At 50.7% G+C, this 23,646-nt stretch carries 20 protein-coding genes and 1 pseudogene; 15 read left to right on the top strand and 6 right to left on the bottom strand.

The annotated features are described in order from the left end of the window. Nucleotides 1-406, bottom strand: a pseudogene (locus ACO0LK_RS12395) (IS5 family transposase); the annotation flags it as partial. Nucleotides 407-1,330: 924 nt separating this feature from the next. Here ACO0LK_RS12395 and ACO0LK_RS12390 point away from each other — a divergent pair. From ACO0LK_RS12390 to ACO0LK_RS12370, 5 genes are all read left to right on the top strand, one after another. After that, on the top strand, nucleotides 1,331-3,631 hold the full coding sequence (locus ACO0LK_RS12390) for a putative bifunctional diguanylate cyclase/phosphodiesterase (RefSeq protein WP_422975462.1): 2,301 nt from the start codon (nucleotides 1,331-1,333) through the stop codon (nucleotides 3,629-3,631). A 416-nt stretch (nucleotides 3,632-4,047) separates the two neighbouring features. Continuing rightward, the gene (locus tag ACO0LK_RS12385; RefSeq protein WP_422975460.1) at nucleotides 4,048-5,970 is read left to right on the top strand and encodes a PrkA family serine protein kinase; all 1,923 of its coding nucleotides are present in this window, start codon (nucleotides 4,048-4,050) and stop codon (nucleotides 5,968-5,970) included. Nucleotides 5,971-6,031: 61 nt separating this feature from the next. Then, a complete protein-coding gene (locus ACO0LK_RS12380; RefSeq protein ID WP_422975458.1) occupies nucleotides 6,032-7,303 on the top strand; it encodes a YeaH/YhbH family protein in 1,272 nt (423 codons plus the stop codon). Nucleotides 7,304-7,311: 8 nt separating this feature from the next. Beyond that, a complete protein-coding gene (locus tag ACO0LK_RS12375; RefSeq protein ID WP_422975456.1) occupies nucleotides 7,312-8,853 on the top strand; it encodes a SpoVR family protein in 1,542 nt (513 codons plus the stop codon). 100 nt (nucleotides 8,854-8,953) lie between these two features. Continuing rightward, a complete protein-coding gene (locus ACO0LK_RS12370) occupies nucleotides 8,954-9,247 on the top strand; it encodes a hypothetical protein (protein ID WP_422975454.1) in 294 nt (97 codons plus the stop codon). Between the two features lie 104 nt (nucleotides 9,248-9,351). Here ACO0LK_RS12370 and ACO0LK_RS12365 read toward each other — a convergent pair whose 3' ends face one another. Further along, nucleotides 9,352-10,038 (bottom strand): MarC family protein, encoded by a 687-nt coding sequence (locus tag ACO0LK_RS12365; RefSeq protein WP_422975452.1) that lies wholly within the window; start codon nucleotides 10,036-10,038, stop codon nucleotides 9,352-9,354. 199 nt (nucleotides 10,039-10,237) lie between these two features. Here ACO0LK_RS12365 and ACO0LK_RS12360 point away from each other — a divergent pair, with 199 nt between their 5' ends. The 3 genes from ACO0LK_RS12360 (at nucleotide 10,238) to ACO0LK_RS12350 (ending at nucleotide 11,834) form a co-directional block, all read left to right on the top strand. Continuing rightward, nucleotides 10,238-10,663, top strand: coding sequence for a hypothetical protein (locus tag ACO0LK_RS12360; RefSeq protein ID WP_186948149.1), 426 nt, complete (start codon nucleotides 10,238-10,240; stop codon nucleotides 10,661-10,663). Nucleotides 10,664-10,896: 233 nt separating this feature from the next. Beyond that, a complete protein-coding gene (locus ACO0LK_RS12355; RefSeq protein WP_422975450.1) occupies nucleotides 10,897-11,382 on the top strand; it encodes a GNAT family N-acetyltransferase in 486 nt (161 codons plus the stop codon). A gap of 86 nt (nucleotides 11,383-11,468) precedes the next feature. After that, entirely contained in the window at nucleotides 11,469-11,834 is a 366-nt protein-coding gene (locus ACO0LK_RS12350) for a 5-carboxymethyl-2-hydroxymuconate Delta-isomerase (RefSeq protein WP_422975448.1), read from the top strand. Nucleotides 11,835-11,891: 57 nt separating this feature from the next. On the opposite strand, the gene ACO0LK_RS12345 is transcribed toward ACO0LK_RS12350, so the two are convergent. Together ACO0LK_RS12345 and ACO0LK_RS12340 are read right to left on the bottom strand one after the other, a co-directional pair. Continuing rightward, nucleotides 11,892-14,198 carry a TonB-dependent receptor gene (locus ACO0LK_RS12345; RefSeq protein ID WP_422975446.1) on the bottom strand — a complete coding sequence of 769 codons (2,307 nt, stop codon included), beginning with the start codon at nucleotides 14,196-14,198 and terminating at the stop codon, nucleotides 11,892-11,894. 93 nt (nucleotides 14,199-14,291) lie between these two features. Further along, the gene (locus ACO0LK_RS12340) at nucleotides 14,292-14,630 is read right to left on the bottom strand and encodes a DUF2946 family protein (RefSeq protein ID WP_422975444.1); all 339 of its coding nucleotides are present in this window, start codon (nucleotides 14,628-14,630) and stop codon (nucleotides 14,292-14,294) included. Nucleotides 14,631-14,980: 350 nt separating this feature from the next. Between ACO0LK_RS12340 and ACO0LK_RS12335 the strand changes: the two genes are divergently transcribed. The 3 genes from ACO0LK_RS12335 to ACO0LK_RS12325 all read left to right on the top strand — a co-directional run bounded on the left by ACO0LK_RS12335 (nucleotide 14,981) and on the right by ACO0LK_RS12325 (nucleotide 17,985). Beyond that, a complete protein-coding gene (locus ACO0LK_RS12335) occupies nucleotides 14,981-16,450 on the top strand; it encodes an APC family permease (RefSeq protein ID WP_230412244.1) in 1,470 nt (489 codons plus the stop codon). Nucleotides 16,451-16,505: 55 nt separating this feature from the next. Beyond that, the gene (locus ACO0LK_RS12330) at nucleotides 16,506-16,997 is read left to right on the top strand and encodes a CreA family protein (RefSeq protein WP_422975442.1); all 492 of its coding nucleotides are present in this window, start codon (nucleotides 16,506-16,508) and stop codon (nucleotides 16,995-16,997) included. A gap of 115 nt (nucleotides 16,998-17,112) precedes the next feature. Next, on the top strand, nucleotides 17,113-17,985 hold the full coding sequence (locus ACO0LK_RS12325; protein ID WP_422975440.1) for an HDOD domain-containing protein: 873 nt from the start codon (nucleotides 17,113-17,115) through the stop codon (nucleotides 17,983-17,985). 109 nt (nucleotides 17,986-18,094) lie between these two features. Here the strand turns inward: ACO0LK_RS12325 and ACO0LK_RS12320 are convergent, their stop codons facing one another. Continuing rightward, the gene (locus ACO0LK_RS12320; RefSeq protein ID WP_186948142.1) at nucleotides 18,095-18,289 is read right to left on the bottom strand and encodes a hypothetical protein; all 195 of its coding nucleotides are present in this window, start codon (nucleotides 18,287-18,289) and stop codon (nucleotides 18,095-18,097) included. Nucleotides 18,290-18,690: 401 nt separating this feature from the next. Between ACO0LK_RS12320 and ACO0LK_RS12315 the strand changes: the two genes are divergently transcribed. From ACO0LK_RS12315 to ACO0LK_RS12300, 4 genes are read left to right on the top strand one after another with little or no spacing between them, the layout of a single operon-like run. Beyond that, nucleotides 18,691-19,335 (top strand): TetR/AcrR family transcriptional regulator, encoded by a 645-nt coding sequence (locus ACO0LK_RS12315; protein WP_422975438.1) that lies wholly within the window; start codon nucleotides 18,691-18,693, stop codon nucleotides 19,333-19,335. Continuing rightward, a complete protein-coding gene (locus ACO0LK_RS12310) occupies nucleotides 19,328-20,359 on the top strand; it encodes an HlyD family secretion protein (RefSeq protein ID WP_422975436.1) in 1,032 nt (343 codons plus the stop codon). Before ACO0LK_RS12315 ends, ACO0LK_RS12310 begins: the two co-directional genes overlap by 8 nt. Next, the gene (locus ACO0LK_RS12305; RefSeq protein WP_422975434.1) at nucleotides 20,356-21,336 is read left to right on the top strand and encodes an ABC transporter ATP-binding protein; all 981 of its coding nucleotides are present in this window, start codon (nucleotides 20,356-20,358) and stop codon (nucleotides 21,334-21,336) included. Before ACO0LK_RS12310 ends, ACO0LK_RS12305 begins: the two co-directional genes overlap by 4 nt. After that, nucleotides 21,333-22,466, top strand: a complete 1,134-nt coding sequence (locus ACO0LK_RS12300) for an ABC transporter permease (protein ID WP_422975432.1) — start codon at nucleotides 21,333-21,335, stop codon at nucleotides 22,464-22,466. Before ACO0LK_RS12305 ends, ACO0LK_RS12300 begins: the two co-directional genes overlap by 4 nt. A gap of 87 nt (nucleotides 22,467-22,553) precedes the next feature. On the opposite strand, the gene ACO0LK_RS12295 is transcribed toward ACO0LK_RS12300, so the two are convergent. After that, nucleotides 22,554-23,630, bottom strand: coding sequence for a hypothetical protein (locus ACO0LK_RS12295; RefSeq protein WP_422975430.1), 1,077 nt, complete (start codon nucleotides 23,628-23,630; stop codon nucleotides 22,554-22,556). Nucleotides 23,631-23,646: the final 16 nt, after the last annotated feature.

Genomic DNA, 23,646 nt, shown 5'->3' with positions numbered 1-23,646 from the left:
AGCGCATCCACCGCGACGTGTATTTTGCTGGTCAGGCCGCCGCGTGAACGTCCTATCGCTTGACGCCCTTCTTTTTTGCAGCACCTGAAGCATGTTGATGTGCTCTCACCACCGTGCTATCAATCATTAGCGCTTCCATATCCCGATCGCCGCTCACTGCTTCCACTATTTCTTGCCATACACCTGCTTCACCCCAGCGCTTAAAACGCGTATAGGTCGTATGCCAATTCCCTAATTCCGCCGGTAAATCACGCCAGGGTGAACTGGTTCGCACTATCCATAAAACAGCTTCAACAAATTGACGATTATTCTCCCCTGACCGCCCCGGATCACCCACTTTCCCAGGTAATAAGGCTTCTATCTTCTTCCATTGATCATCTCTTAACATCTTGCGGTCGCTTTGCATTTCGGTATCCTATTTTTCCAATACCGAATGTAAACACATTTTATTGAATGTTAACAGCCCCTAGAACTCATTTCATAAATAGGGGTGAGATGCGTTTGCCTCATAACGCGGGCTGGCAAGGCGGACGAGGCAGTCAATAGCGGGTCTATTGACAACGAGTCCAACGCAGTCCAGCACGCGTTATGAGGCAAACCCTTCGGGAGCTGGCGATTCGGGCGCATTGCAGCGTTGCGCCGCTTGCTAAGGCACCAGCCTTAGCTGCGCGTCACGCCTTGCACTGCATCCCGAATCGCCTTGCTCGCACTCATCCCTATTTATGAAATGAGTTCTACTAAGCGGCTACTAAAACGTATTTGAAATGCAGCGCTCTGTTTTTGTGGGGGACAAACTGGTGACAAGGCAAAAAAGTTTCGTTTTTTGTTATCTGCGCTCATAGTGCGTACCGCACTGCATGAGTTGAATTGCCCTCGTCTTCAAGCTGATTCAATGAGAGCTCAGTATAGAATAAATTGCATAATATGCAATCATATTTTGTGAGCACACTGCAAACTATGCCCAGCTTGCTGTCATGTACTGGTATTGATTGATACAAGCAGAAAATACCTAAAGTGAAAATCTATCGTCATATGGAAATCAGTTAATGAAAACTAATTTTCATTAAAAGGTTTGTAAATTGTCACGGCAAATGCGGAAACGATATAAATCTATGAGAGAATGCACCTTGATTTTGGAAACATTTCCTCACAGTTTTTTCGGGTCATGTTGACAACGAAATGGATGTGCAATCCGTTCAGCAAGACAGGGTAGTGGTACCGCAAGGTAGTGCTATGTATTTTCTGGTCCTTGTGCCGGCATGTGTGCTGGCTTGCTGGTGTGCATTCGTTCTTCGGCAACAGACTTTAGCTTCTTATTCCAATACATGACATGTTTCGCTGGCTTTTTCTTAATGAAAGTGCACTAACGCCTGCCGAGCACACCGCATGGAAATTAAGCGCACTACGTATCATTTTGATGTCCGGCTTCGTGCTGGAAGCAGCCGTGGCGATTCACAGTTCTCTGGATGCAATCGCGGTTGGCGCCTATCAGGTGTTGTGGGTCGTTGGTTTTTTCTATGCTGTGCTGGCGGTGGGTTTGTATTATTCATCCCGGCACTTGCGTGCGGGTGCTGCCATATTGATAGGCACGGTTTATGCGTCTGCATTTTCCATCGTCAGCTTTATCAGCGATTTTGATATAGCCAAGTTTGGCTATATTTTCATCTACACCACGCCCATTATTGCGCGCCTGTTCTTTGGTACCCGGCTGGCCATGGGGCTGATGGTATTCAATTTCCTGCCTTTCCTGCTGCTGTTGATGAACCGGCCTATATTCAGCGTGCCTGGTTTTGACGTTACCCTTCCTGCCAGTAATACGTATATCCAGTCGCTGTTATTTTTGTTTTTTAATACCTGTGTACCACTGGCCGTGTTTAGGGTCTTGCATGAGCTGGATGTGTCGGCCAAGCGTTATCGTCAGGCGAGTGATGCGCTGACGGTGAGCCACGCGCAGTATGAAGAAGTGTTTCAAAATGCCGGTTCTGCCCTGTTGTTGACGGATGCCAGTGGCCAGATATTGCAGGCAAATCAACTCGCCAACAATTTGCTGGGCCGCAATGTAGATAAAGATGAAGAGCTGGCACTGTTTGCCTGGTTGTCGCTGGATAACAGCGTGCGCCTGAAAAGCCCGAACAGCGATGAGTCTGAAAACATGCGCATGTCAGCCTACCGTACGCGTGACGGCAAGCTGGTCGCGCTGGAAAATATTTCACAAACGTCGACTGAGCACTATATCGTTGCACTCAGGGACGTATCCGGCCTGCACTCCATGCATCATGCCCTGCAATTGAGCCTGGAACGCGAAGATTACCTGAGCCGCCACGATGCTCTGACCAATCTGCCCAACCGCGACATGCTGCGCAGCCATCTGCATGACATTCTGGCCGACAATGACGATAGCAAGGTAACGGCCCTGGTTTCCTTCCGTTTGAATAGCATACGGCATGCCAACCAGCAGTTTGGTGCCCATACCGGTGATATTCTGTTGCGTCGCTTTGCCGAAGAGTTGTCACGCGCACTGCCAAAAAACTGTTTCTGCGCACGCTTGCGCAGTATCGTCTTTTCTTTTGTGGTCGAACATTCGCGCACACCAGGCGAGATCATCAAGCTGGTAGAAAAGGTTCGCAACAACCTGCCCAAAGAGCTGGAAATCAATGGTGAAAATTTGCTGGTGCAGTTTTCTGCGGGTATCGCCCTGGTGCGGCCAGATGATAAATTGCCAGATGATTTGATACGCCGCAGCGAAGTCGCACTGGATACTGCCCGTCGGTCTAGCGACCAGAGCGTGACCCTGTTTGATGAAGAAGATGCGCAGCAAATACGGCGCAGCGTCGAAATTGAAGTCGGCATCGTCAATGGTTTGAAGCAAAATGAATTCCGCCTCGTGTATCAGCCCAAGGTAGCGCGTGATGGCAATATCGCAGGCATGGAAGCCCTGTTGCGCTGGGAATCACCGACATTGGGCAATGTCCCCCCGGCTGAATTTATTCCGATAGCCGAGCGGGCCGGATTAATACGCCTGATCAGCAATTTTGTCATGGACCAGGTGTGTAGCCAGATACGTGACTGGCTGAACCGTTTTGGTGATTGTCCTGTGATTGCTTTGAATTTGTCGGTGACAGATATTGCCCGCAGCGATTTGTTGCAACTGATCGATGACTGTTGTCAGCGTCATGATGTTGCCTCGTCTTATCTGGAATTCGAGATTACCGAAACCGGCCTCATCGCTAACGAAACATTGACCATACACCACCTCGACGAACTCAAAGCGCGTGGTTTCAGTATTGCGATTGATGATTTCGGCACTGGTTATTCGTCATTGTCCAAGCTCAGTCATTTCCCGGCACAAAGCGTCAAGATTGATCGCTCATTTGTAGCGCAGATCGGGCACAACAAGAAAAGTGAAATGATCATCAAGGCCATTATTTCACTGGCTGACATCCTGTCTTGCCATACCGTCGCCGAAGGTGTGGAAAATAAAGAACAGGAAATCTTCCTGAAAGAGATAGGCTGTGATTTCTTCCAGGGATATTATTATTATCGTCCGCTTGAAGTCTCTGCACTGGAATTATTGTTGGCCGAATTGCCGGCAAAAGAAAATCTGCCTCCCTACCAGTTCAAGTTGGCGTAGAAGACATTTCATCTGTCATGGATGAAGTGTTTTCTTGTCACATGTCATAAGCATCTCAATTCTTAATCGCATCTTAGCGCCTAATCCTCCCAGGTTTTATGTGCATGTGCACACCGTGCATTCACATTATTTCACCAATGCCTTGAACAAGCCGGTCAACGTTTGTGCCTGATAGCGCGTTGCATGAGAAAGTAGAACTCATACAGCGTCATTAAGTGAATATGTTTATACCAAAGCCTGTTCGTCACGATTTTACAACAGTGCTTTGATCCAACATTTTGCACAGAGTAACAATTTGCGCTGCACGTTTTGATAATTTCAACTACACTAAAGTCGTAGTGTGCTGGCGGCAATGAATTTGGTGCTGCTGCCAGACCGGTTCGGAATTTGCTTTTTGCTTATCCATGGAGGTCGGGATGAATATCTTTGACAACTACACCGCACGGTATGAACGAACACGGGAAGAAGAATATTCCATGCAGGAATATCTCGATCTGTGTAAAAAAGATCCGCTGGTCTTTGCCAGTGCGTCTGAACGAATGCTGGCGGCCATCGGTGAACCTGAATTGGTGGATACGCGCCATGATTCCCGCCAGTCACGCATTTTCTCCAACAAGGTCATCAAGATCTATCCAGCCTTCCGCGAATTTTATGGCATGGAAGAAGTCATTGAGCAGGTCGTGGCATATTTCCGCCATGCTGCACAGGGGCTGGAAGAGCGCAAGCAAATCCTGTACTTGCTTGGGCCAGTCGGAGGTGGCAAATCTTCGATTGCCGAACGCCTCAAATACCTGATGGAAAAAATCCCTTTTTATTGCATCAAAGGGTCCCCCGTCAATGAATCTCCTCTCGGTTTGTTCAATGAAGAAGAAGACGGCGTCTTGCTGGAAGAAGATTTCGGCATTCCACGTCGCTATCTGAAGAGCATCCCCAGCCCGTGGGCCGTAAAGCGTCTGCATGAATTCAATGGCGACATCAACCAGTTCCGCGTGGTGCGCCGCTATCCTTCCGTGCTGAAGCAGATTGCCGTGTCCAAAACCGAACCTGGCGATGAAAATAATCAGGATATTTCTTCACTGGTAGGCAAGGTCGATATCCGCAAACTGGAAGAATATGCGCAGGATGATCCGGATGCTTACAGCTATTCCGGTGGTCTGTGCCTGGCTAACCAGGGCTTGATGGAATTTGTTGAAATGTTCAAGGCGCCGATCAAGGTCCTCCATCCTCTGCTGACAGCCACCCAGGAGGGGAACTTCAAAGGTACCGAGGGTTTTGGCGCCATCCCTTTTGAAGGCATCGTGCTGGCGCACTCGAATGAGTCGGAATGGAAGGCATTTAAAAACAATAAAAACAATGAGGCTTTTCTTGACCGTATTTATATCGTCAAGGTGCCATATTGCCTGCGTGTGAATGATGAAATAAAAATCTATGAAAAGCTGGTGCGCACTTCCTCATTGGCGAGTGCGCCTTGCGCCCCCGGTACGCTGAAAATGATGGCCCAGTTTGCCGTACTCTCACGCCTGAAAGAACCGGAAAATTCCAGCATTTTCAGCAAGATGCAGGTATATGACGGCGAGAATCTGAAGGATACCGACCCCAAGGCCAAGTCACGTCAGGAGTATGCAGATTATGCTGGTGTTGACGAGGGCATGAATGGACTGTCAACCCGCTTTGCATTCAAGATTTTGTCCAAGGTATTTAATTTTGACAATACAGAAGTCGCTGCCAATCCTGTGCATTTGCTCTACGTACTGGAACAGCAGATAGAGCGCGAACAATTTGCGCCTGAAATAGAACAAAAGTATGTGTCTTATATCAAGGAATATCTGGCACAGCGTTATGCAGAATTCATAGGCAAAGAAATTCAGACCGCCTACCTGGAAAGTTATTCGGAGTATGGTCAAAATATTTTTGATCGTTATGTGACCTTTGCTGATTTCTGGATACAGGACCAGGAATTCCGTGATCCCGATACCGGTGAAAGTTTTGATCGCGATGCACTCAATAATGAACTGGAAAAAATCGAGAAACCGGCAGGTATTTCCAACCCCAAAGACTTCCGTAATGAAATCGTGAATTTCGTGCTGAGGGCGAGGGCGCAGAATGCCGGTAAAAATCCGGCCTGGACCAGTTATGAAAAACTGCGCACGGTCATCGAGAAAAAAATGTTTTCGAATACGGAAGAGTTATTGCCCGTTATTTCCTTTAATGCCAAGGCCAGTGCTGACGACTCCAACAAGCATCAGGAATTTGTCGAACGCATGGTGGCCAAAGGCTACACTGCCAAACAGGTTCGCTTGTTATGTGAATGGTATCTGCGGGTAAGAAAATCGTCTTGATGGCAGGAGGGCGAATGCTAATCAGGCAAGTGAAAGATTTTGCGGCAAACGGGAGAGCATTTTGGTTCATCTGATCGACCGGCGTGTCCAGGGTAAAAACAAATCTGCACCGAACCGTGAACGCTTTTTGCGGCGCTATAAGGGGCAGATCAAGGATGCTGTTGCACGCGCAGTCAAAGGGCGCTCCATTACTGATATCGAAAGCGGCGAACGTATATCAATACCCGTAAGGGATGTCAGTGAGCCAAGCTTTGGCCATACGCACGGTGGAGTGTGGGAAGGCGTGCAGCCTGGTAATGAACAATACCAGCGCGGCGACCAGGTGGCCCGGCCTAAGGGCGGCGGTGGTGGTTCTGGCAAAGGGCAGGGTGGCAATAGCGAAGATTCTGCTGAGGATGATTTTGTATTCCAGCTGTCACGCGAAGAATTCATGAACTATTTCTTCGAAGATCTGGAATTGCCGAATATGGTCAAGACACAACTGACCTCTACCACCGATTTCAAAAGCCAGCGCGCCGGTTACAAGACTTCAGGCACGGCATCAAGCCTGCATGTGTTGCGCTCATTGCGCGGTGCCATGGGCAGGCGCATAGCAGTTGGCGGCAAATCTGCGCGTCGTTTGAAAGAAGCCGAAGCAGAGATGACCGTCCTGCTAGATTCTGGTGCCGATGCCAAAGACGCGAGGGTTGTCACGCTCAAGCAAGAGATCCATCACCTGCGGACGCGTCTGCTGGCAATACCCTTCCTTGATCCTTTTGACCTGCGCTACAGCAATAGGGTCAAGATACCGAAACCCGCCAGCCAGTGCGTGATGTTTTGTTTGCTGGATGTATCCGGCTCCATGGATGAGCAGAAAAAAGATACGGCAAAACGCTTCTTCATTTTGTTGTACCTGTTCCTGACCCGTGCCTATGAAAAAATCGAGGTGGTTTTTATCCGCCATCATACGACTGCGATGGAGGTGGATGAAGATGCTTTTTTTCATTCACGCGAATCGGGCGGCACCATCGTTTCATCCGCACTGAACCTGTTGTCGCAAATTGTGCGTGAACGATACACCGCCAGTGACTGGAATGTGTATGTGGCACAAGCGTCGGATGGCGATAACTGGGACAATGATTCGGCAACCTGCGGACAACTGTTAACCAACACTATCATGCCGCTGGTGCAGTATTATGCCTACGTGGAAATCACCGATGGTCAGCCGCAGAACCTGTGGCTGGAATATGAGAAAGTGGCCCAACACCATGCGCACTTTGCCATACAAAAAATAGAAACACCGGCTGACATTTATCCGGTCTTCAGGGAATTGTTCAAGAAACAGCCGAAATGAGGTCCAACATGGAAGCCAGCCATGCCAGTACCAGAAGAAAACATCCCCGTGCCTTGCCCGAGCAATCGGAATGGACTTTTGAACTCATAGAACAGGCGCATGAAGAAATTCGCCGGGTAGCCGAACAGTTCGGGCTGGATACCTATCCCAATCAGCTGGAAGTCATCACAGCCGAACAGATGATGGATGCCTATGCCTCGGTAGGGATGCCGGTATCCTACAATCACTGGTCATTCGGCAAGCATTTTCTGTCTACGGAAAAAAGTTATAAACGCGGGCAGATGGGGCTGGCCTACGAAATCGTCATCAATTCCAATCCTTGCATTTCTTACCTCATGGAAGAAAACAGTCTGACCATGCAGGCACTGGTGATTGCCCACGCAGCGTATGGTCATAATTCCTTTTTCAAAGGCAATTACCTGTTCCGCACCTGGACCGATGCCGAAGCGATTATTGACTACATGCTGTTTGCCAAGAATTATATCGCTGACTGCGAACAGCGCTATGGCATGGAAGCGGTGGAACTGATTATTGATTCCTGCCATGCCTTGCAGAATTATGGCGTTGACCGATACAAGCGCCCGGCCAAGATATCGCTGATCGAAGAACGCGTGCGCCAGGCAGAACGAGAAAAATACATGCAGTCACAAGTCAATGACTTGTGGCGTACCGTGCCAAGGCGCAATGAAGTGCCGGAAAGCCAGGCGGAACAGCGAGTACCATCCGAACCGCAAGAAAATCTGTTGTATTTCATAGAAAAATATTCGCCCTTGCTGGAACCGTGGCAACGCGAGATCGTGCGCATCATCCGTAAGGTATCGCAATATTTCTATCCGCAACGCCAGACCCAGGTCATGAACGAGGGCTGGGCTACCTTCTGGCACTACACCATACTTCAACAACTATATGAAGAAGGCGTGGTCGGCGATGGTTTCATGATGGAATTTTTGCAAAGCCACACCAATGTCGTCTACCAGCCACCGGTCAGCAGCCGCTATTTCAGTGGCATTAATCCCTATGCCCTGGGCTTTGCCATGATGCGCGACATACGCCGCATCTGCGAGACACCGACGGCAGAAGACCGTGAATGGTTTCCCGACTTTGCCGGTAGTGACTGGCAAAAAACCTTGCAGTTCGCCATGCGCAATTTCAAGGATGAGAGCTTTATTGCCCAGTACCTGTCGCCCAAACTGATGCGCGATTTTCACTTTTTCGCCATCCTTGATGATGACAGCAAGGACAAGTTGCTGATTTCTGCGATTCATGATGAACAGGGTTATCGTTACCTGCGCGAGCAACTGGCGGGGCAATACAACCTGGGTAACCGTGAACCTAACATCCAGGTCTGGTCGGTCGATATGCAGGGCGACCGCGCTTTGACCTTGCGTCATACCCAGTATCAGCGTCGCCCCTTGAATATGCAGACTGGCGAAATGTTGAAGCATGTCGCCAGGTTATGGGGTTTTGATGTCTACCTGGAGACCGTGGACCCGACCAACAAAGTGTTGGCCAGACAGGAATGCAAATGGGAAAAACGCAACAGAGCCTGAGTTTTCCTCATCAGCGCTACAGACATGCCAAATGCCGATAGCCGTGGGCAGGCCGATGCGATAAAATGAAAAAAGACCATTTGAAGACGGAGACTGCACCATGTATCTGGATCACCCGAAAATTTCTGCCACCAATAGCGAAACCGAGCCAGACCGTATAGAACGTCTGAGCCGTGTTTACGGCTACGCGATAGGTCTCGCAGATATTGATGGCAATACGGAATGTATTACCAAGCTGGCCAAGATTCATGACCACAAGGGCACCCTGATGGTGATCTGGTATGTGGCCCCTACGCAGGTAGAGAAAACTTATTTCAGCCGCGCCTGGAACAGCCGCATCGGCGATGAAACCGAACTGGTGGAGCATGCACTGATGCTGCAAGAGACACTGTAAGTGCAGAACGCCAAGGCGGATAAGATATCCGCCTGCATTACTTACAGTATTAGTGACAGTATTAGTGCCCGCAGTGCATATGCGGGCGTGCCAGGCAAACTGCTCTAGCGCAGTTTCAGGTCACCGATCAGATCAGAAATACCTGCCCAGCCAATTTCTATCCCTATACACAACAGGATAAAAGCGGATAGACGCATGAGCACGGTTGCGCCAACGTCACCGAGGAAGCGTTCCATATTGCGTGCAAAGCGATAGCACAGGTAAATCACCAGCGTCGTCAACAATACACCCAGGGCCGAGGCAATACTGGTGATGATCCAGTCTACTGGCTTGTGTGGCATCTGCGTACCCAGTGTGACTGATGCAGCAATAGTGCCTGGCCCTACCGTCAGCGGAAAACTGAAGGGATAAAACCCGCGGCTGCGCAGTTCTTCACGGGTCCAGGTACTGCCACCATGCGAGGCAGCGACGGAATTACGCAGCTTGTCCTGCCCCTGATCGTTCAACAGCTTCCAGCCAGCCATGGCGACCACGATACCGCCAGCAACCCGCACGATAGGCAGTGATATGCCAAAAAAATCCAGTACATAGGAACCGATGAAGACTGCACCCATCAAGAGGAAGAAACAGTTCAGTGCGATACGCTTCGCCAGCCGGTTGGCCAGTTGCGGCTCTATAGGGCCGGTCATGGACAGAAAAATCGGAGCAATCGCGATGGGGTTCAGAATAGGTAACAAGGTGATCGGTACCACAATCAGTGCCTTGAAAAAAATGATCATCGTGATACTCATGCATACTCCTGAAAGATAAGCTTACGATTATGCAACAGAAATGCCTGATTGGCGACTGTCAGAGCAATGCAGACAGGCGATGCGGGCATGAAATCGGCATACAAAAAGATACATATAGCAATATTGCATTGCTGGAAATTCTGTATACAATCAACAATGCTTATAAAAATTGATTTTCCTCTCAAAATAAAGGAAACACATGAAATCCCTGATCAAAGTAGCTGTTGCTTCCGCCCTGAGCGTCGCATTCCTGGGGGCCTGCACCATGGCGCCATTGTCTTACCTGAATGGTAATCCTGACCGTCCATTGCCGAATCACGAATATCCAGTACAGATTGTTGCAGTGGATCAGCAAGCCAACTTCAAAGGGCCGGTACAAATCGCTCCTGGCAAGCATAATGTCCTCGTTCAGATCAGCCAGTCTCTGGCCGGTGCGCCTTCACAAAAAATGCTGGTGGTGAATGTGCAGCCTTGCACACGCTATTACATTACCGCCAAAAAAGACTCCATCATGGAAAACAATTGGGAGCCTAAAGTATTTGATAGTGAAAATGTAGGCGGTTGTGACGCCAGCGAAGAACTGAAAAAGGCAGGCGCCTCCAGCATAGTGACTGCATCCAGGTAATTTTTATTGCAGTAGTCAGTCCAGAGGTCTTTTTCCCGTGCGCATTCCTGCACACGGGAAAAAGGCCTCTTTTCAATGATGTGCCGTGATTTCAGTTCGCCATAGCCGCTGAGTCAGCAAATCAATAGTCTCCCATCGCCTCCCGCTGCCCCCCGATATTCTCTACAAGACTAAGCAATGTTGACCGCATGTGCTTACAATATCTGCACTTTGGATATTCATTATATTGACCCATGTCCATCACCTTCACCCCGTTGCTTGCCAGGCATCAGGATTTGCTTTGGCGTTTCTTGCATATTGCTTTGTGGGACCCGCCGCCAGCAGGTTTGCGTCCGCTGGAAACCCTGCAATTGCCCGGCGTACGCATTTATGCGGAAGAATGGGGATGCGCCACGGATGTCGGCGTCATTGCTCAACCGGCTGGCCAGACGGAAGCTGTAGGTGCGTGCTGGATGCGCCTGGTACCTGATGGCATGGGCCTGGCGTATGTGGATGAACAGACACCGCAACTGGGCATCGCCTTGCTGCCTGCCTATCAGCATCAGGGTTATGGCCGGCAAATGATGCTGGCGGCGCTGGATACTGCGCGTCATCATGGTTTTCGCCAGGTGTCGCTGACAGTGCATCCGCAAAACCCTGCCATTCGCGTGTACGAGTCCTGTGGCTTTGTTAAAACTGCGATCAGAAACAATTACCACCTGATGCTGGTACAGTTGTAGTAATCAGTAATCGACAATCAGCAAAAAACAAAAAACTGCCAGACCAAAATCCAGCGACCAGAAACGAACGAAACTACAGGATAGCCATGCCACATCTTACCGTCGAATACTCCGCCAATTTGCCCATACAGACCAGGGAACTACTGCTGGAAATCAATACTGCCCTGGTGGCGACGAATCATTTCAAGGAAATCGATATCAAAAGTCGCGCCATCCGCTTTGATACCTATGTCATCGGTACAGCCAATGCAGAAAGAGCTTTCCTGCACGCCAAACTGGTGATATTGACAGGCCGTACAATCGAAGTGAAACGTGAACTGTCAGAGCTGGTGCTCGCCATCATCAGCAAGCATGGGCCACGGCCTGCGGGGCTGGATGTGCAATTGTGTGTTGAGATACAGGAACTGGAACGCGAAACTTATGCTAAGGCGCATTTTAGTGCCGACAACTAACAGTTACCTGCACATGCCTGATCAGACATGTGCAGGTCTGCATGTCAGCCTATCGATTTAAAAGTCGAACTTCAATTCACCCACCACAGTGCGTTGTGTGTAAGGGTGGAAGGCCCAGTACTTTTTATTGTTCAGGTTGTCTATGCCTATCGATGCCGCCCATTGTCTGGCGAGCTGGTAACGTACCCGTATATCTGCCACTACAAAACTGGAAAATCCCTGATAGGTAAAGGCATTGGTATCACTGTTATCGAGTGAGCCATACTGTTTGCCGCTATAGCGCAAGCCCAGACTGGTGCTGAGTTTTTCATCCGGCTGGTAGCTAATCACCAGGTTGGCCCGCCACGCAGGTACACGTGGCTGCCATTTGCCCACGCTGGCCGGGAATTTGTCGTTCTTGGTGATGCTTGAGTCGGCATATGTCAGGCTTGCAAGCAGATCCAGTCCACGGGTAAATACATCGCTGGCCTGATACGCCAGTTCCAGCCCTGTGGTATGAATTTCATCCACATTCTGGATGTTTGTGATGTTCGGTGTCACCAGCGTGTTGACTTGCGAATAAAGTGCATCCCGGGTTCTTTCATGGAACACTGTTGCGCGCAAAAAGCCTTTGCCTTCATTCAGTACGCGCTCTGCTGTCCATTCCGTGGTCCAGGATTTTTCCGGTTTCAGGGTCGGGTCATTGTTCACGATGGCCGTGGTAGAAATCGTACCCTGATACAGTTCTGATACCGTCGGCATACGGACAGCACGGCCCAGTGACGCCTTCAGTGTCCAGTCTTCACTGGCTTTGAAGGCAAGCGCTGCCTTGGGTGAAAAATAGCTTTCGTTACGGTCTATGAAGTTCAGGGTAGAGCTGGCATTGGAAATGGCTCCCTTGTCTGCCTGCCACTGTTCGAAGCGGCCACCGATAATGGTTTTCCATTGCTGGTTGATGCGCCAGGCATCTTGCGCATACAGGCTTTGTAACTGGGTATTGCCCTGGAAGGCAGAAAAACGTTTTATTGCGCTGCCGCTGATCCAGTTGTCAGTATCCGATACCAGTGTGCGCAATTGATAGGCTTCACGCTGATAACCAAATTCCGTCGTGTGCTCTGCATTCGGGCGCCAGATGCCCTTCAGCGCCAGAGTATTCCAGCCGGTGCCGTTGCCATCTGTAATACGGCCGGCACCGCCGCTATCTGCCTGGGGAATGGCTACTGTCGGTGCACGTACGATGTCCTTGCTGTAGTCATACAGGCTGGCGGCGATTTCCCAGTCAAATTCGGCTTTGGTATTGCTTCTCAGGTTCAGGCCATGGGTGATATGTTCAAGCTGGTTTTTGCTGTTCGACATATCTGTCGCTGCCAGCGTATATTTTTTACCGCCTATATTGATGTCACCACTGTACACAGGGTTGCCAGCGGCATCACGCAGATAAGTTTCGACGCCACTGTCCATGTTATTGCGCCAGTAACCCAGCGTGTAGCTGGCCCGCAGCGTAGGGCTGAAGTCGTAGGCCAGCTTGATCTTGGCATGGTCCTGGGTGGTATGGTACTGGCCGGTGGCGCCCAGTATCCACCAGTCGGCACCTTGCGGGTTCTTGTCGGCAATGGCGCCGGTGACGACTTTGCCTGCGCTGCTGCTGACACCTGCGGACAATAGTTTGTTGGCGAAAGCGATAGGATGACCATCACTATCAAGCTGGTTCAGATTCAACCACCAGGAGAATGCACCCTGCTTATTACCCAGACTGGCACTCAACTGCTTGCCGCTATAACTTTTGTCCGTGCCATACAACTGGAAGTTTTCACTGAAACCAACCAGCTTTGCGTGGGCTTCAAATCCCTTCGGCATGCGGGTCACGTAATCCACCACGGCACCAGCAGAGTTGCCTGCATAAGCGGCCGAAAATGGTCCATACAGGACATCCACGCGTTCTATCTCTTCTGGCGTCACCAGGCCCCAGCGTGGGGTAAATGTGGCACCGTTGCCCAGCAGATTGGACAGCAAGATACCATCGGCATAGACCAGCGAGCGCGCACTATTGCCCGTGCCTGATGCACGGGTAGCCAGTACCGCATGATTATAGTCACCGACATAACGCTTGCGCACCAGCAGGCTGGGCAGGTATTTCAAGGCATCTTCGGCATCAATGGCATTGATGGTGCGTTCCATGGTCCTGGCATTGATGCCTTCTATGGTGGTAGGTATTTCTTTTGGCAAGGAAGATGGGCGGTCGCCATTGATGGTGACACGCTCCATTTGCTGTGGATTGTCATTGTTGTCAGTGGCATCTGCGGCAAAAGCTGGCAGCAGGGGAAAAGCAGTTATCAGCGCGGCACTCAGAGTGTGCAGACGCAGTTTGGTCAAGGAATGGGACATAGCTAGTCAAAAAAATAGACTGCGCATGAAAGCGCAAAGCAGTTTGCAGCAATGTAAAAATACGCTGCTACAACTGAACCGTGGTCGATTTTTTCAGGCTACAGGCGGCCCGCGTGCGGGCAGGGGGGCAGAAACAATGGCAGCCAGACGGGCTGCCGGTATAGATCGGGTGGCGTAAGACAGTGCGTGCTGCGGCACATATGCATCGGTTTGAGGCAGCGCCGCGGGCAGGGCAGTTGCCAGGCATAAAGAGCAATCCAGCAAATGCGTCATGCTCTTGCCTGCATTCTTGCCGTCATCAGTGGCCCCAGTCTGACTGACGAATTTATAGCCGGTGCTGGTACAGATCAGGTTCATGCTGTCAGATTTCACCAGTGACGATGCCATGGCGACACCCAGCGTCAGTACATATAACAATAGTACTGTGCGCACGATGTGGCGAAAGCAGGAGCGGGAAATTCTGTAGGCAGACATGGGGCCGCATTGTATCACCGTTCTGCCGGGGTATAAATCCACTTATACAACACGCTAAAAATAAGCGATCTGACATCAAGTCCGGCAGATTTACCGCTATGATTGCGATTTTCGGGGCGGGACTGGCATGTTAAATGCTATTCCATGACCAGAACAGCAGCCAATGAGCTGCTGACATGATAAAGACAGGATTGCGGGTCATTTGCCCGGGCAGGCGTGGTGCCGCGGGCGTTGCCCAGGCATGCACATTGCATTGCCGTAACATGACATTGCCGCAGTCCAATTGCGTACAAGAAGAAGGGATTATCTTGAGACAACAAACATTGGGGCAGCAACTGACCCGCACCAAACCGATCGACCACAGCGAACAGGTGACAGACGATCAGGGCCATAGCCTGCATCGTTCACTGGGTTTGTTCGCACTGACCATGATAGGCGTTGGTTCCACCATCGGTACCGGCATCTTTTTCACCATGGTGGAAGCCGTGCCCAAGGCAGGGCCATCCGTGATTCTGTCATTTCTGATTGCCGCAGTCACCGCTGGTTTGACGGCATTATGTTATTCAGAGCTGTCATCCAGGATCCCGGCATCGGGTTCGTCGTATTCTTATGCCTATGCCACAGTGGGTGAATTCGGTGCATTTATAGTGGCCGCCTGTCTTTTGCTTGAATATGGACTGGCTGCCAGTGCAACAGCGATAGGCTGGTCGGCCTATCTGAATAACTTCCTGGCAAATGCACTGGGCTGGCACATACCCGAGATGCTGCGTTCACCGATGATTGTGGCTGGTGCCAACGGCGTGGAAATTCATGCCAGTCAGTTCAATCTGCCGCCCATGATACTGGTTGCCATCTGTTGCTTCCTGCTGTTGCGCGGTGCCAAGGAATCAGCGACGGTGAATGCCGTCATGGTATTGATCAAGCTGGTGATTTTGACTTTCTTCGTCATCATCGCTTTCTCTGGTTTCAATGCCGAACATTTCACGCCTTTCTTTAATACTGACAACAGCAAGGGCCTGGCTGGCATGGCCGGTGTGACTGCTGCTGCGGGTACCGTGTTTTTCTCTTTCATTGGTCTGGATACGGTGGCAACTGCTGGTGCCGAAGTCAAAGACCCCAAGCGCAATGTGCCGCTGGGCATCATGGCGGCGCTGATCGTGGTCACCGTGTTTTATCTGCTGGTGGCAGTGGCAGCCGTAGGTGCCCAGCCAGCCAAAATGTTTGAAGGGCAAGAAGCTGGTCTGGCCGTTATTTTGCAGAATGTGACTGGCAAAGCCTGGCCGGCTCTGGTGTTGTCAGCCGGTGCCGTGATTTCAGTATTCAGCGTGACACTGGTGACCATCTACGGACAAAGCCGCATCCTGTTTGCGATCAGCAAGGATGGCCTGATACCGGCATCTTTCCAGCGCGTGCATGCCCGCACCCGCACCCCTGTCAGCAATACCATTATTGTTTGTCTGCTGGTGGGTATCGTTGCCGGGCTGGTTGATTCCACCTTCCTGTGGGACATGGTCAGCATGGGCACACTGGTCGCCTTTATGGTGGTGTCCGTTGCGGTGCCTGTGATCCGGCGTCAGGGTCTGGGCGAAGGTGCGAGCGGCTTCCGTGTGCCTTTTGGGCCTTACCTGATACCAGGTTTGAGCATTGTTGCCTGCCTGTATATTCTGAAGGATTTGCCACCAACGACCTATCATGTGTTTTTCATCTGGATGGCGGTGGCAATAGCGATTTATTTCTTTTATGGGAAAAACCACTCCCACTTGAATAAAAACCAATAAGCCAGATATCGCTAAGGTGTATGTCATTTTCACCACTTTACTGAAAGAAACGACGATGAAGCTTTCACACCTTAATCATGCTGTTGTTGCAAGCACTCTGGTTTTGCTCACATCTTTAGCATCAGTCGCGCAGGCTGAAACGGTAGGTAGCGTCGACACCGCCTTCAAGCTGATCGGCCCTGATCATAAAGTCGTGGTCGAAGCCTATGATGATCCCCGTGTGAACGGGGTAACCTGCTATGTGTCGCGCGCCAAGACCGGCGGTATCAGTGGTGGTCTGGGCCTGGCGGAAGACAAGGCAGAAGCCTCGATTGCCTGTCGTCAGGTGGGACCCATCAGTTTCCCTGGCCCCATGAAGCAGCAAGAAGAAGTGTTTAATCAGAGCCTGTCTATCCTGTTCAAGAAATTACGCATCGTGCGCATGGTGGATCAAAAACGCAACGCGCTGGTCTACCTGACTTATTCAGACAAGTTGATAGATGGTTCACCCAAGAATAGTGTGACAGCGGTGGCGGTAGACCGTGGCACACCTATTCCGGTTAAATAAAACACTGTGCATAAAACATCTTCGGGAAGGCGGAAAATTAACATGGATTTTCTATCCGGCAATGAATTGCGTTTACAATGCAAGTTGTAAGCGTAATCCTTTCTGACGTATCTATATGACAAGCTCCGCCGCCCAGGCAGCCCCCAGGCTGACCACCGAACAATCTGTCGATGCGCTGATCAAGACCATACGCATCCCGCCTCGCCCTAGTCTGTTGGCAGACGTACAGGTGGAGCTGGCTGACGATGATCCTGATCCGCGCAGGCTGACAGCCATCATTGCCAATGATGTTGCTATGTCAGCATCCTTGTTGAAATTGGCCAATTCATCATTTTTCGGCTTGCGCCTGAAAGCCAAATCGGTTGAGCATGCGGTGAGTTTGCTGGGCATTACCCAGTGCGGTAATTTGATGACCGGCATTATTGCCCGACAAAGCATACAGGTGGAAAAAGTATCCCTGGTCAAGTTCTGGGATTTTTCTACCAAACGGGCGCAGGCCATGACGCAACTGGCACGCCGCATGCGCGTCTGTCCTGGTGATCTGGCGCACACTTTTGGCCTGTTTTGCGATATTGGCATTCCATTATTGCTGGAACGTTTCCCCGATTATGCAGAAACGCTGGAGCTGGCGTACAAAGAGGCGAACGAAAGCTTCACTGCGGTAGAAGAGCGACGTCATGCCACATCGCACGCAGCCATTGGTTCCCTCATGGCACGTACCTGGGGTTTGCCAGAAAACGTCTCAATGGCAATCTTGTTGCATCATGATTATGAGGTGCTGAATGACCCGGGCACAGAAGAATCAGTGAAAAGCCTGATTGCACTGGCCTTGCTGGCCGAGTACGGTATACAGAAATATCATGGACAGGAATTTTCCTGTGAATGGGAAAAGGGCGGGGAAGCAGCCTGTGAATTCCTGGGTTTGTCGGCAGATGATGTCGAAGACCGCTTCGAGGAATTGCACGAACTATTCAATCATAGCCAATAACGAATAGCACATAACGAATAAGCATTAGCCAATATCAGTCGATATTAGCTGAATTAGCTGTAATTAAGCTTGATCAGGTAAGTACTCGGTCGGCATTGCACAGCGCCCATCAAGGCCGGTTCCCCAGTATGCGGGATGGCAACAGAAAGATGGCGCGCAATAATTCAAACACGCCATCAACGGCAAAACCCAGTATCCGGAACGGTAGCAGCAGTAACCATACTACCGGGTAAATCACCAGCGCCAGCAATGCCAGTGGCCAGCACAATACAAATAAAGCCAGCCAGATCAGAAATGTCAGCATGATTTGCCTTCCTTAAGCGATCAGGACATGCAAGAGATTACTCAGCATGACCAGGGCGATAGTAGCGATGACGACGGCGTCCATGTTTGCGGTGATGTTCATGATATTTCCTTTCAATTCGGGTGGGAGTGATTGCACTGTAGTTGTTTGCAGAATTACCCGCCATGACAACGCGATGAAATGCAGTTTTACAGGTGCAGATTGCTTTTGCAGCGGATGGATTGGGAGTGACTTTGTGCATCTTGCACAGATGGTTTTTCATCTTCAATCCAGGCCTTTCGATTTTTCAAACAGGCTTTGCAAATCCACAGGTGCTTAAAAAATGTGCTTGACACGCGGCCTTGATGATCGCAAACTTCAATTATTAGTCAACTGCATAGTAATTGTGGAATTGAAACTGCATGGCACGTCCCTCACAACAACTTGATGAAGTCCTGCTGCAAAGCGGGCGATTGTTATTTGCCCAATACGGCTGTAGCGGCTTGTCACTGCGCCTGCTGGCAGAGCATGCGGGTGTCAATGTCGGCATGTTTCATTATCACTTTCGTAGCAAGGACAACTACCTGACCCAGTTGCTACAGACCATGTATGAAGAAATGTTTGTGCAATTGCAGGCCGAAGTTGATCATGCCGGTTCACCACGACAGCGCCTGCGCCAGGCCTTATGCCTGCTGGGTCGTTTACTGCGTGAGCACGGCAGCTGGATAGGGCGGGTCTGGACCGATGCCAGCATGGGCGAAACCGTGGCGACACAGTTCCTGCAAAAAAACGGATCACGTCATGTACAACTGATCGTCGGCCTGCTGATGGAAGCCATGCAGGCAGGTGAACTGGCCATGCAGCCACCCATGCAAGCCCTGACCTTTCTCATGGGCAGTGTTGCTGCCCCCATGCTGGTGGCACCACGTGCGCTGGAACTGGGTTTTGTACCCGCCATATTGCAACTGCCCTTGCAGCATGTGCTCAGTGATGAAGGCATTGCTGACCGCGTCAACCGTGCCCTGTATGCCCTGGCCGCAAGCAAAGAGGATATGAACCATGACTGATCAATTTCGCCGCATCAAAAATATCCTGAATGTACTGAATGTACTGAATGTATTGTTAATGGGCAGCCTGCCCTTGTTGCTTAGCGCCTGCAAGGACAAGATTGCGACAGGCTGGTCTGGCTATGCTGAAGGCGAATACGTCTATATCTCGGCCCCGCTGGGTGGCCGCCTGGACCAGATCAGGGTGCAGGCAGGTCAGCAAGTAAGCAAGGATGCGCCTTTGTTTTCATTGGATGCCGAAGTGGAAAATGCCGCACGTGATGAGGCGCAGGCTCGTCTCTTGAGTGCCAGGGCGCAGGCAAGCAATACCGAAAAAGGCAGGCGCAGCGAAGAGATCGCTGTCAGCCAGGCACAGCTTGCAAGCGCCCAGGCCCAGGCCGCACTGGCAAGACAGGAACTGGCACGCCAGCAGCAATTATTGACTCAGGGTTTTGTATCGAAATCACGTATCGACGATGCTCAGACCAATGTCAAATTGAGCGAGGCAAGAGTTGCCGAACTAAGCGCAGCCCTGAGTGTGGCGCGTTTGCCTGCACGGGTAGATGAGCGGGCAGCGGCACAGGCCAGTGCTGATGCTGCAAAAGACGTGGTACGTCAGAGCGCATGGCGTTCCGATCAAAAAAATCAGGTCTCGCCCACGAATGCTCTGGTGGCTGAAGTGTTTTACCGTCAGGGCGAATACATACAGGCAGGTCAGCCTGTACTGTCCTTGTTGCCGCCAGAAAATCGCAAAGCCAGGTTCTTTGTGCCTGAAGCCGAACTTGGCAGTGTTACGGTTGGTCAGGCTGTCAAATTGAATTGTGATGGTTGCGGTGCCGCTATCCTTGCCCATATCTCGCGCATTGCCAGCAAGGCTGAATATACGCCGCCCGTCATTTATTCGAATGTTCAAAGAGCCAAACTGGTTTTCCTGGTAGAAGCCATACCGGATCAGCCCGCTCGTTTGTTGCTGCATCCGGGTCAGCCACTCGATGTCAGCCCTGTGAGTGCTGTCAGTAATGGCACTACCGGAGCATCAAGGTGAGTGCGGTCAGCACGTTCACTGAGCAGGGCCAGCTGGCCATAGACGTTCACGGCCTGAGCAAATCATATGGAGGACGTGCCGTTGTCGACAAGGTCGAATTGCAGGTCGCCAAAGGCCGTATCTGTGGCTTCCTGGGGCCCAACGGCAGTGGCAAGACTACCACCATACGCATGCTGTGCGGCTTGTTGACCCCTGATGCCGGCGCTGGTACCTGCCTGGGGCTGGATATCATCAAACAGGCGGAACAGATCAAACGCCAAGTCGGCTACATGACACAAAAATTCGGTCTGTATGATGATTTGTCGATACGCCAGAACCTGGATTTTGTCGCCCGCCTGTTTGAATTGCCATCCCGTAAAAATGCAGTCGATCAATCGCTGGAAAGACTGGGCCTGACCGCCCGCCAGCATCAACTGGCCGGTTCATTATCCGGTGGCTGGAAGCAAAGGCTGGCATTGGCTGCCTGCCTTATCCATGAACCACGTCTGTTGCTGCTGGACGAACCAACTGCCGGGGTAGACCCCAAGGCTCGCCGTGATTTCTGGGACCAGATCCATCTGCTGGCTGATCAGGGTATTACCGTGCTGGTCTCCACCCATTACATGGATGAAGCAGAGCGCTGCCATGAACTGGTGTACATCGCCTACGGCAAAATTCTGGCGCGTGGTACCGAACAGGAAATCATTCGTGATTCCAAACTCAAAGTCTGGACTGTGCAGGGTGAACAATTGGGTAGTCTGCTGGCACCTTTGAAATCCGCACCGGGCGTATTGAGTGTTGCTGCCTTTGGCAATGCCGTACATGTGGCCGGGCTGGATGAAGCCCTGGTGTTGCAGGCGCTGGACAGTATCAGCAGCAAGACTGCCATCCAGATATCGGCATCCGCAGCCAATCTCGAAGATGTCTTCATCAGCCTGATAGCCAGCGCGCCCGATAATTTCTCGAAAGATCAACTACGGCAGAAGGTGGGCGCATGAAGCGTTTTTCCTGGGCGCGCATGTTTGCCATCTTCATCAAAGAGTTTCAGCAAATGATGCGCGACCGTCTGACCTTTGGCATGGCAGTCGGCATTCCCATCTTGCAGCTCATCCTGTTTGGTTATGCCATCAACACCGATCCCAAGGGTTTGCCAACCGCAGTCGTCAGCACAGACAATAGCCCCATGGCACGCAGCTTTGTGGTCGCTATGCAAAACACGGGCTACTTCCGCGTCGATTCAGTCGGGCAAAGCGAAAAAGAAGCCGAGGCCCTGCTGGAAACAGGCAAAGTACAATTCCTGCTGGTGATACCTCCCCAATTCACCCAGCAACTGGTGCGCGGTGAAAAGCCCGCCTTGCTGGTGTCGGTAGATGCGACCGATCCTTCCGCATCCGGCAATGCCATCGCTGCCCTGAACGTGATTGCCACCCAGGCCCTGCAACATGACCTGACCGGCCCTTTGCGTTATTTGCAGACCGGCTCACCAGCGTATGAGGTGAGAGTACACCGTCGCTACAACCCCGAAGGCCTGTCGCGCTACAATATCGTCCCCGGTCTGATAGGTACCATACTCACCATGACCATGGTGATGCTCACTTCACTCGCCATGACACGTGAACGTGAGCGCGGCACCATGGAAAACCTGCTGGCAACGCCAGTGCGTCCGGCCGAAGTCATGGTGGGTAAAATCCTGCCCTATGTTTTGATGGGCTATATTCAATTGGCCGTCATCATCACGGCGGCATTCCTGTTGTTTGAAGTCCCGATGGTAGGTAGTTTTAGTCTGCTGATGGCGATGATAGGGGTGTTCATTCTTGCCAACCTCGCCGTAGGCTTCACTTTTTCCACCATCGCCAGGAATCAGTTGCAGGCCATGCAGATGACCTTCTTTTTCTTTCTGCCGTCCATGCTATTGTCTGGCTTCATGTTCCCTTTTCGCGCCATGCCGGAATGGGCCCAGGTCTTGGGAGAAGTACTGCCACTGACCCATTTTCTGCGCATCGTGCGCGGGATTTTACTCAAGGGAAATGATGCAGGCCAGCTCTTGCCAGAACTATGGCCCATGCTGGTATTTTTATTGCTGGCGGGGGTGTTGGCCTTGAAGAGATACAGGCAGACTTTGGATTGAAATTGCTTGAACGGGCTTGGCCTTGAATGAGTAAGTCAGAACGCAATTCTTTCATGAAATGATTGCGTTCTGACATTGCATCGCTGTCTATTTTTTATAGTTGAACTTGTTCTCACACAATTCCAGCGAGACGGTTGAGGACCAGGCATCATCCATAATATTGTCAGCCATTTTTTTGCGTAAGTTCAGGAATGTTTTCTTGTCGCCCGCATGGCAAGCGAACATCGCAAAATTATTTAAATTCCATTTGCTCTTGGGGTAACGGATCATCAAATCTTCAAATCCGGCACGCATTTTAGGCCATTTTGCTGGCGAGACTGCAAACAGATTGTTTTTGTACACTATGTTTTTCCCTACCGACCAGTAAATCCTGGCGTATAAGGATTGTCCTTCTGAGTCTTTGGTATTGTTGACCGACCAGGTCACCATTTCGTCAACAGTTTCCCATTTTCCGCCCCATAAAGGTTGGAGATAATGGCTCATTTTAAAATACAAAGGCAGGTAGTTTTTATACTTTTTTGCACCTTCATAGAAAATCTTGCCTCTTTCTTCTTCTGATCGCCCCAAAGCACCTTTGACTTCCAGCATCAGTTCATACCAGTTCGGCAACGTGTCGCCGACAGTTTTATTGTCCGCTAATATCTTTTCGGATTTTTCCATGCGTTCATGGAAAAGATGCCGACCCTCTGGTGTAACCGTGGAACTGTATCCATGTCCGCGAGCATGCCATGCATAGGTAGCCCAGTAGCTCGCTTCAACAACTACCCCAAGTGCCGAGTTGGGATATTTGAGTTTTAATCCTTCTACTCTTTGCAGGTTTTTGTCCCAGTTTTTCTCATCGTCAAACGATTTCGACAGAGCTTTTAACAAAACAGACAGTCTGGGGCGACCGTCATCGAAGGTACAGGTGGGTGAGTCCCAATCCAGAACATGAATCATGACCGACCCTGGTCCCATATCGGGGGATTCGAATAGCGATGCCAGGGAAGTTACCCCATACTCAAAGTTTTCTACACCATCTTGATCATTACCAAACCTGCATTTTCCCTTTTGGGCAGGAGAAAATGGATTCGGGATGCCATTCTGCTCCGCATGAACGAAAGCAGGTACTGCAAGCGTGACAGCTAGAAAAATGGTGACAAATTGAATGCGTAATGATTTCATTGTTTTTCGAAAGTGG

It is taken from the genome of Undibacterium sp. Ji49W (assembly GCF_049340205.1).
Classification (GTDB): domain Bacteria; phylum Pseudomonadota; class Gammaproteobacteria; order Burkholderiales; family Burkholderiaceae_D; genus Undibacterium.
This window is presented reverse-complemented; position numbering and strand designations above follow the sequence as displayed.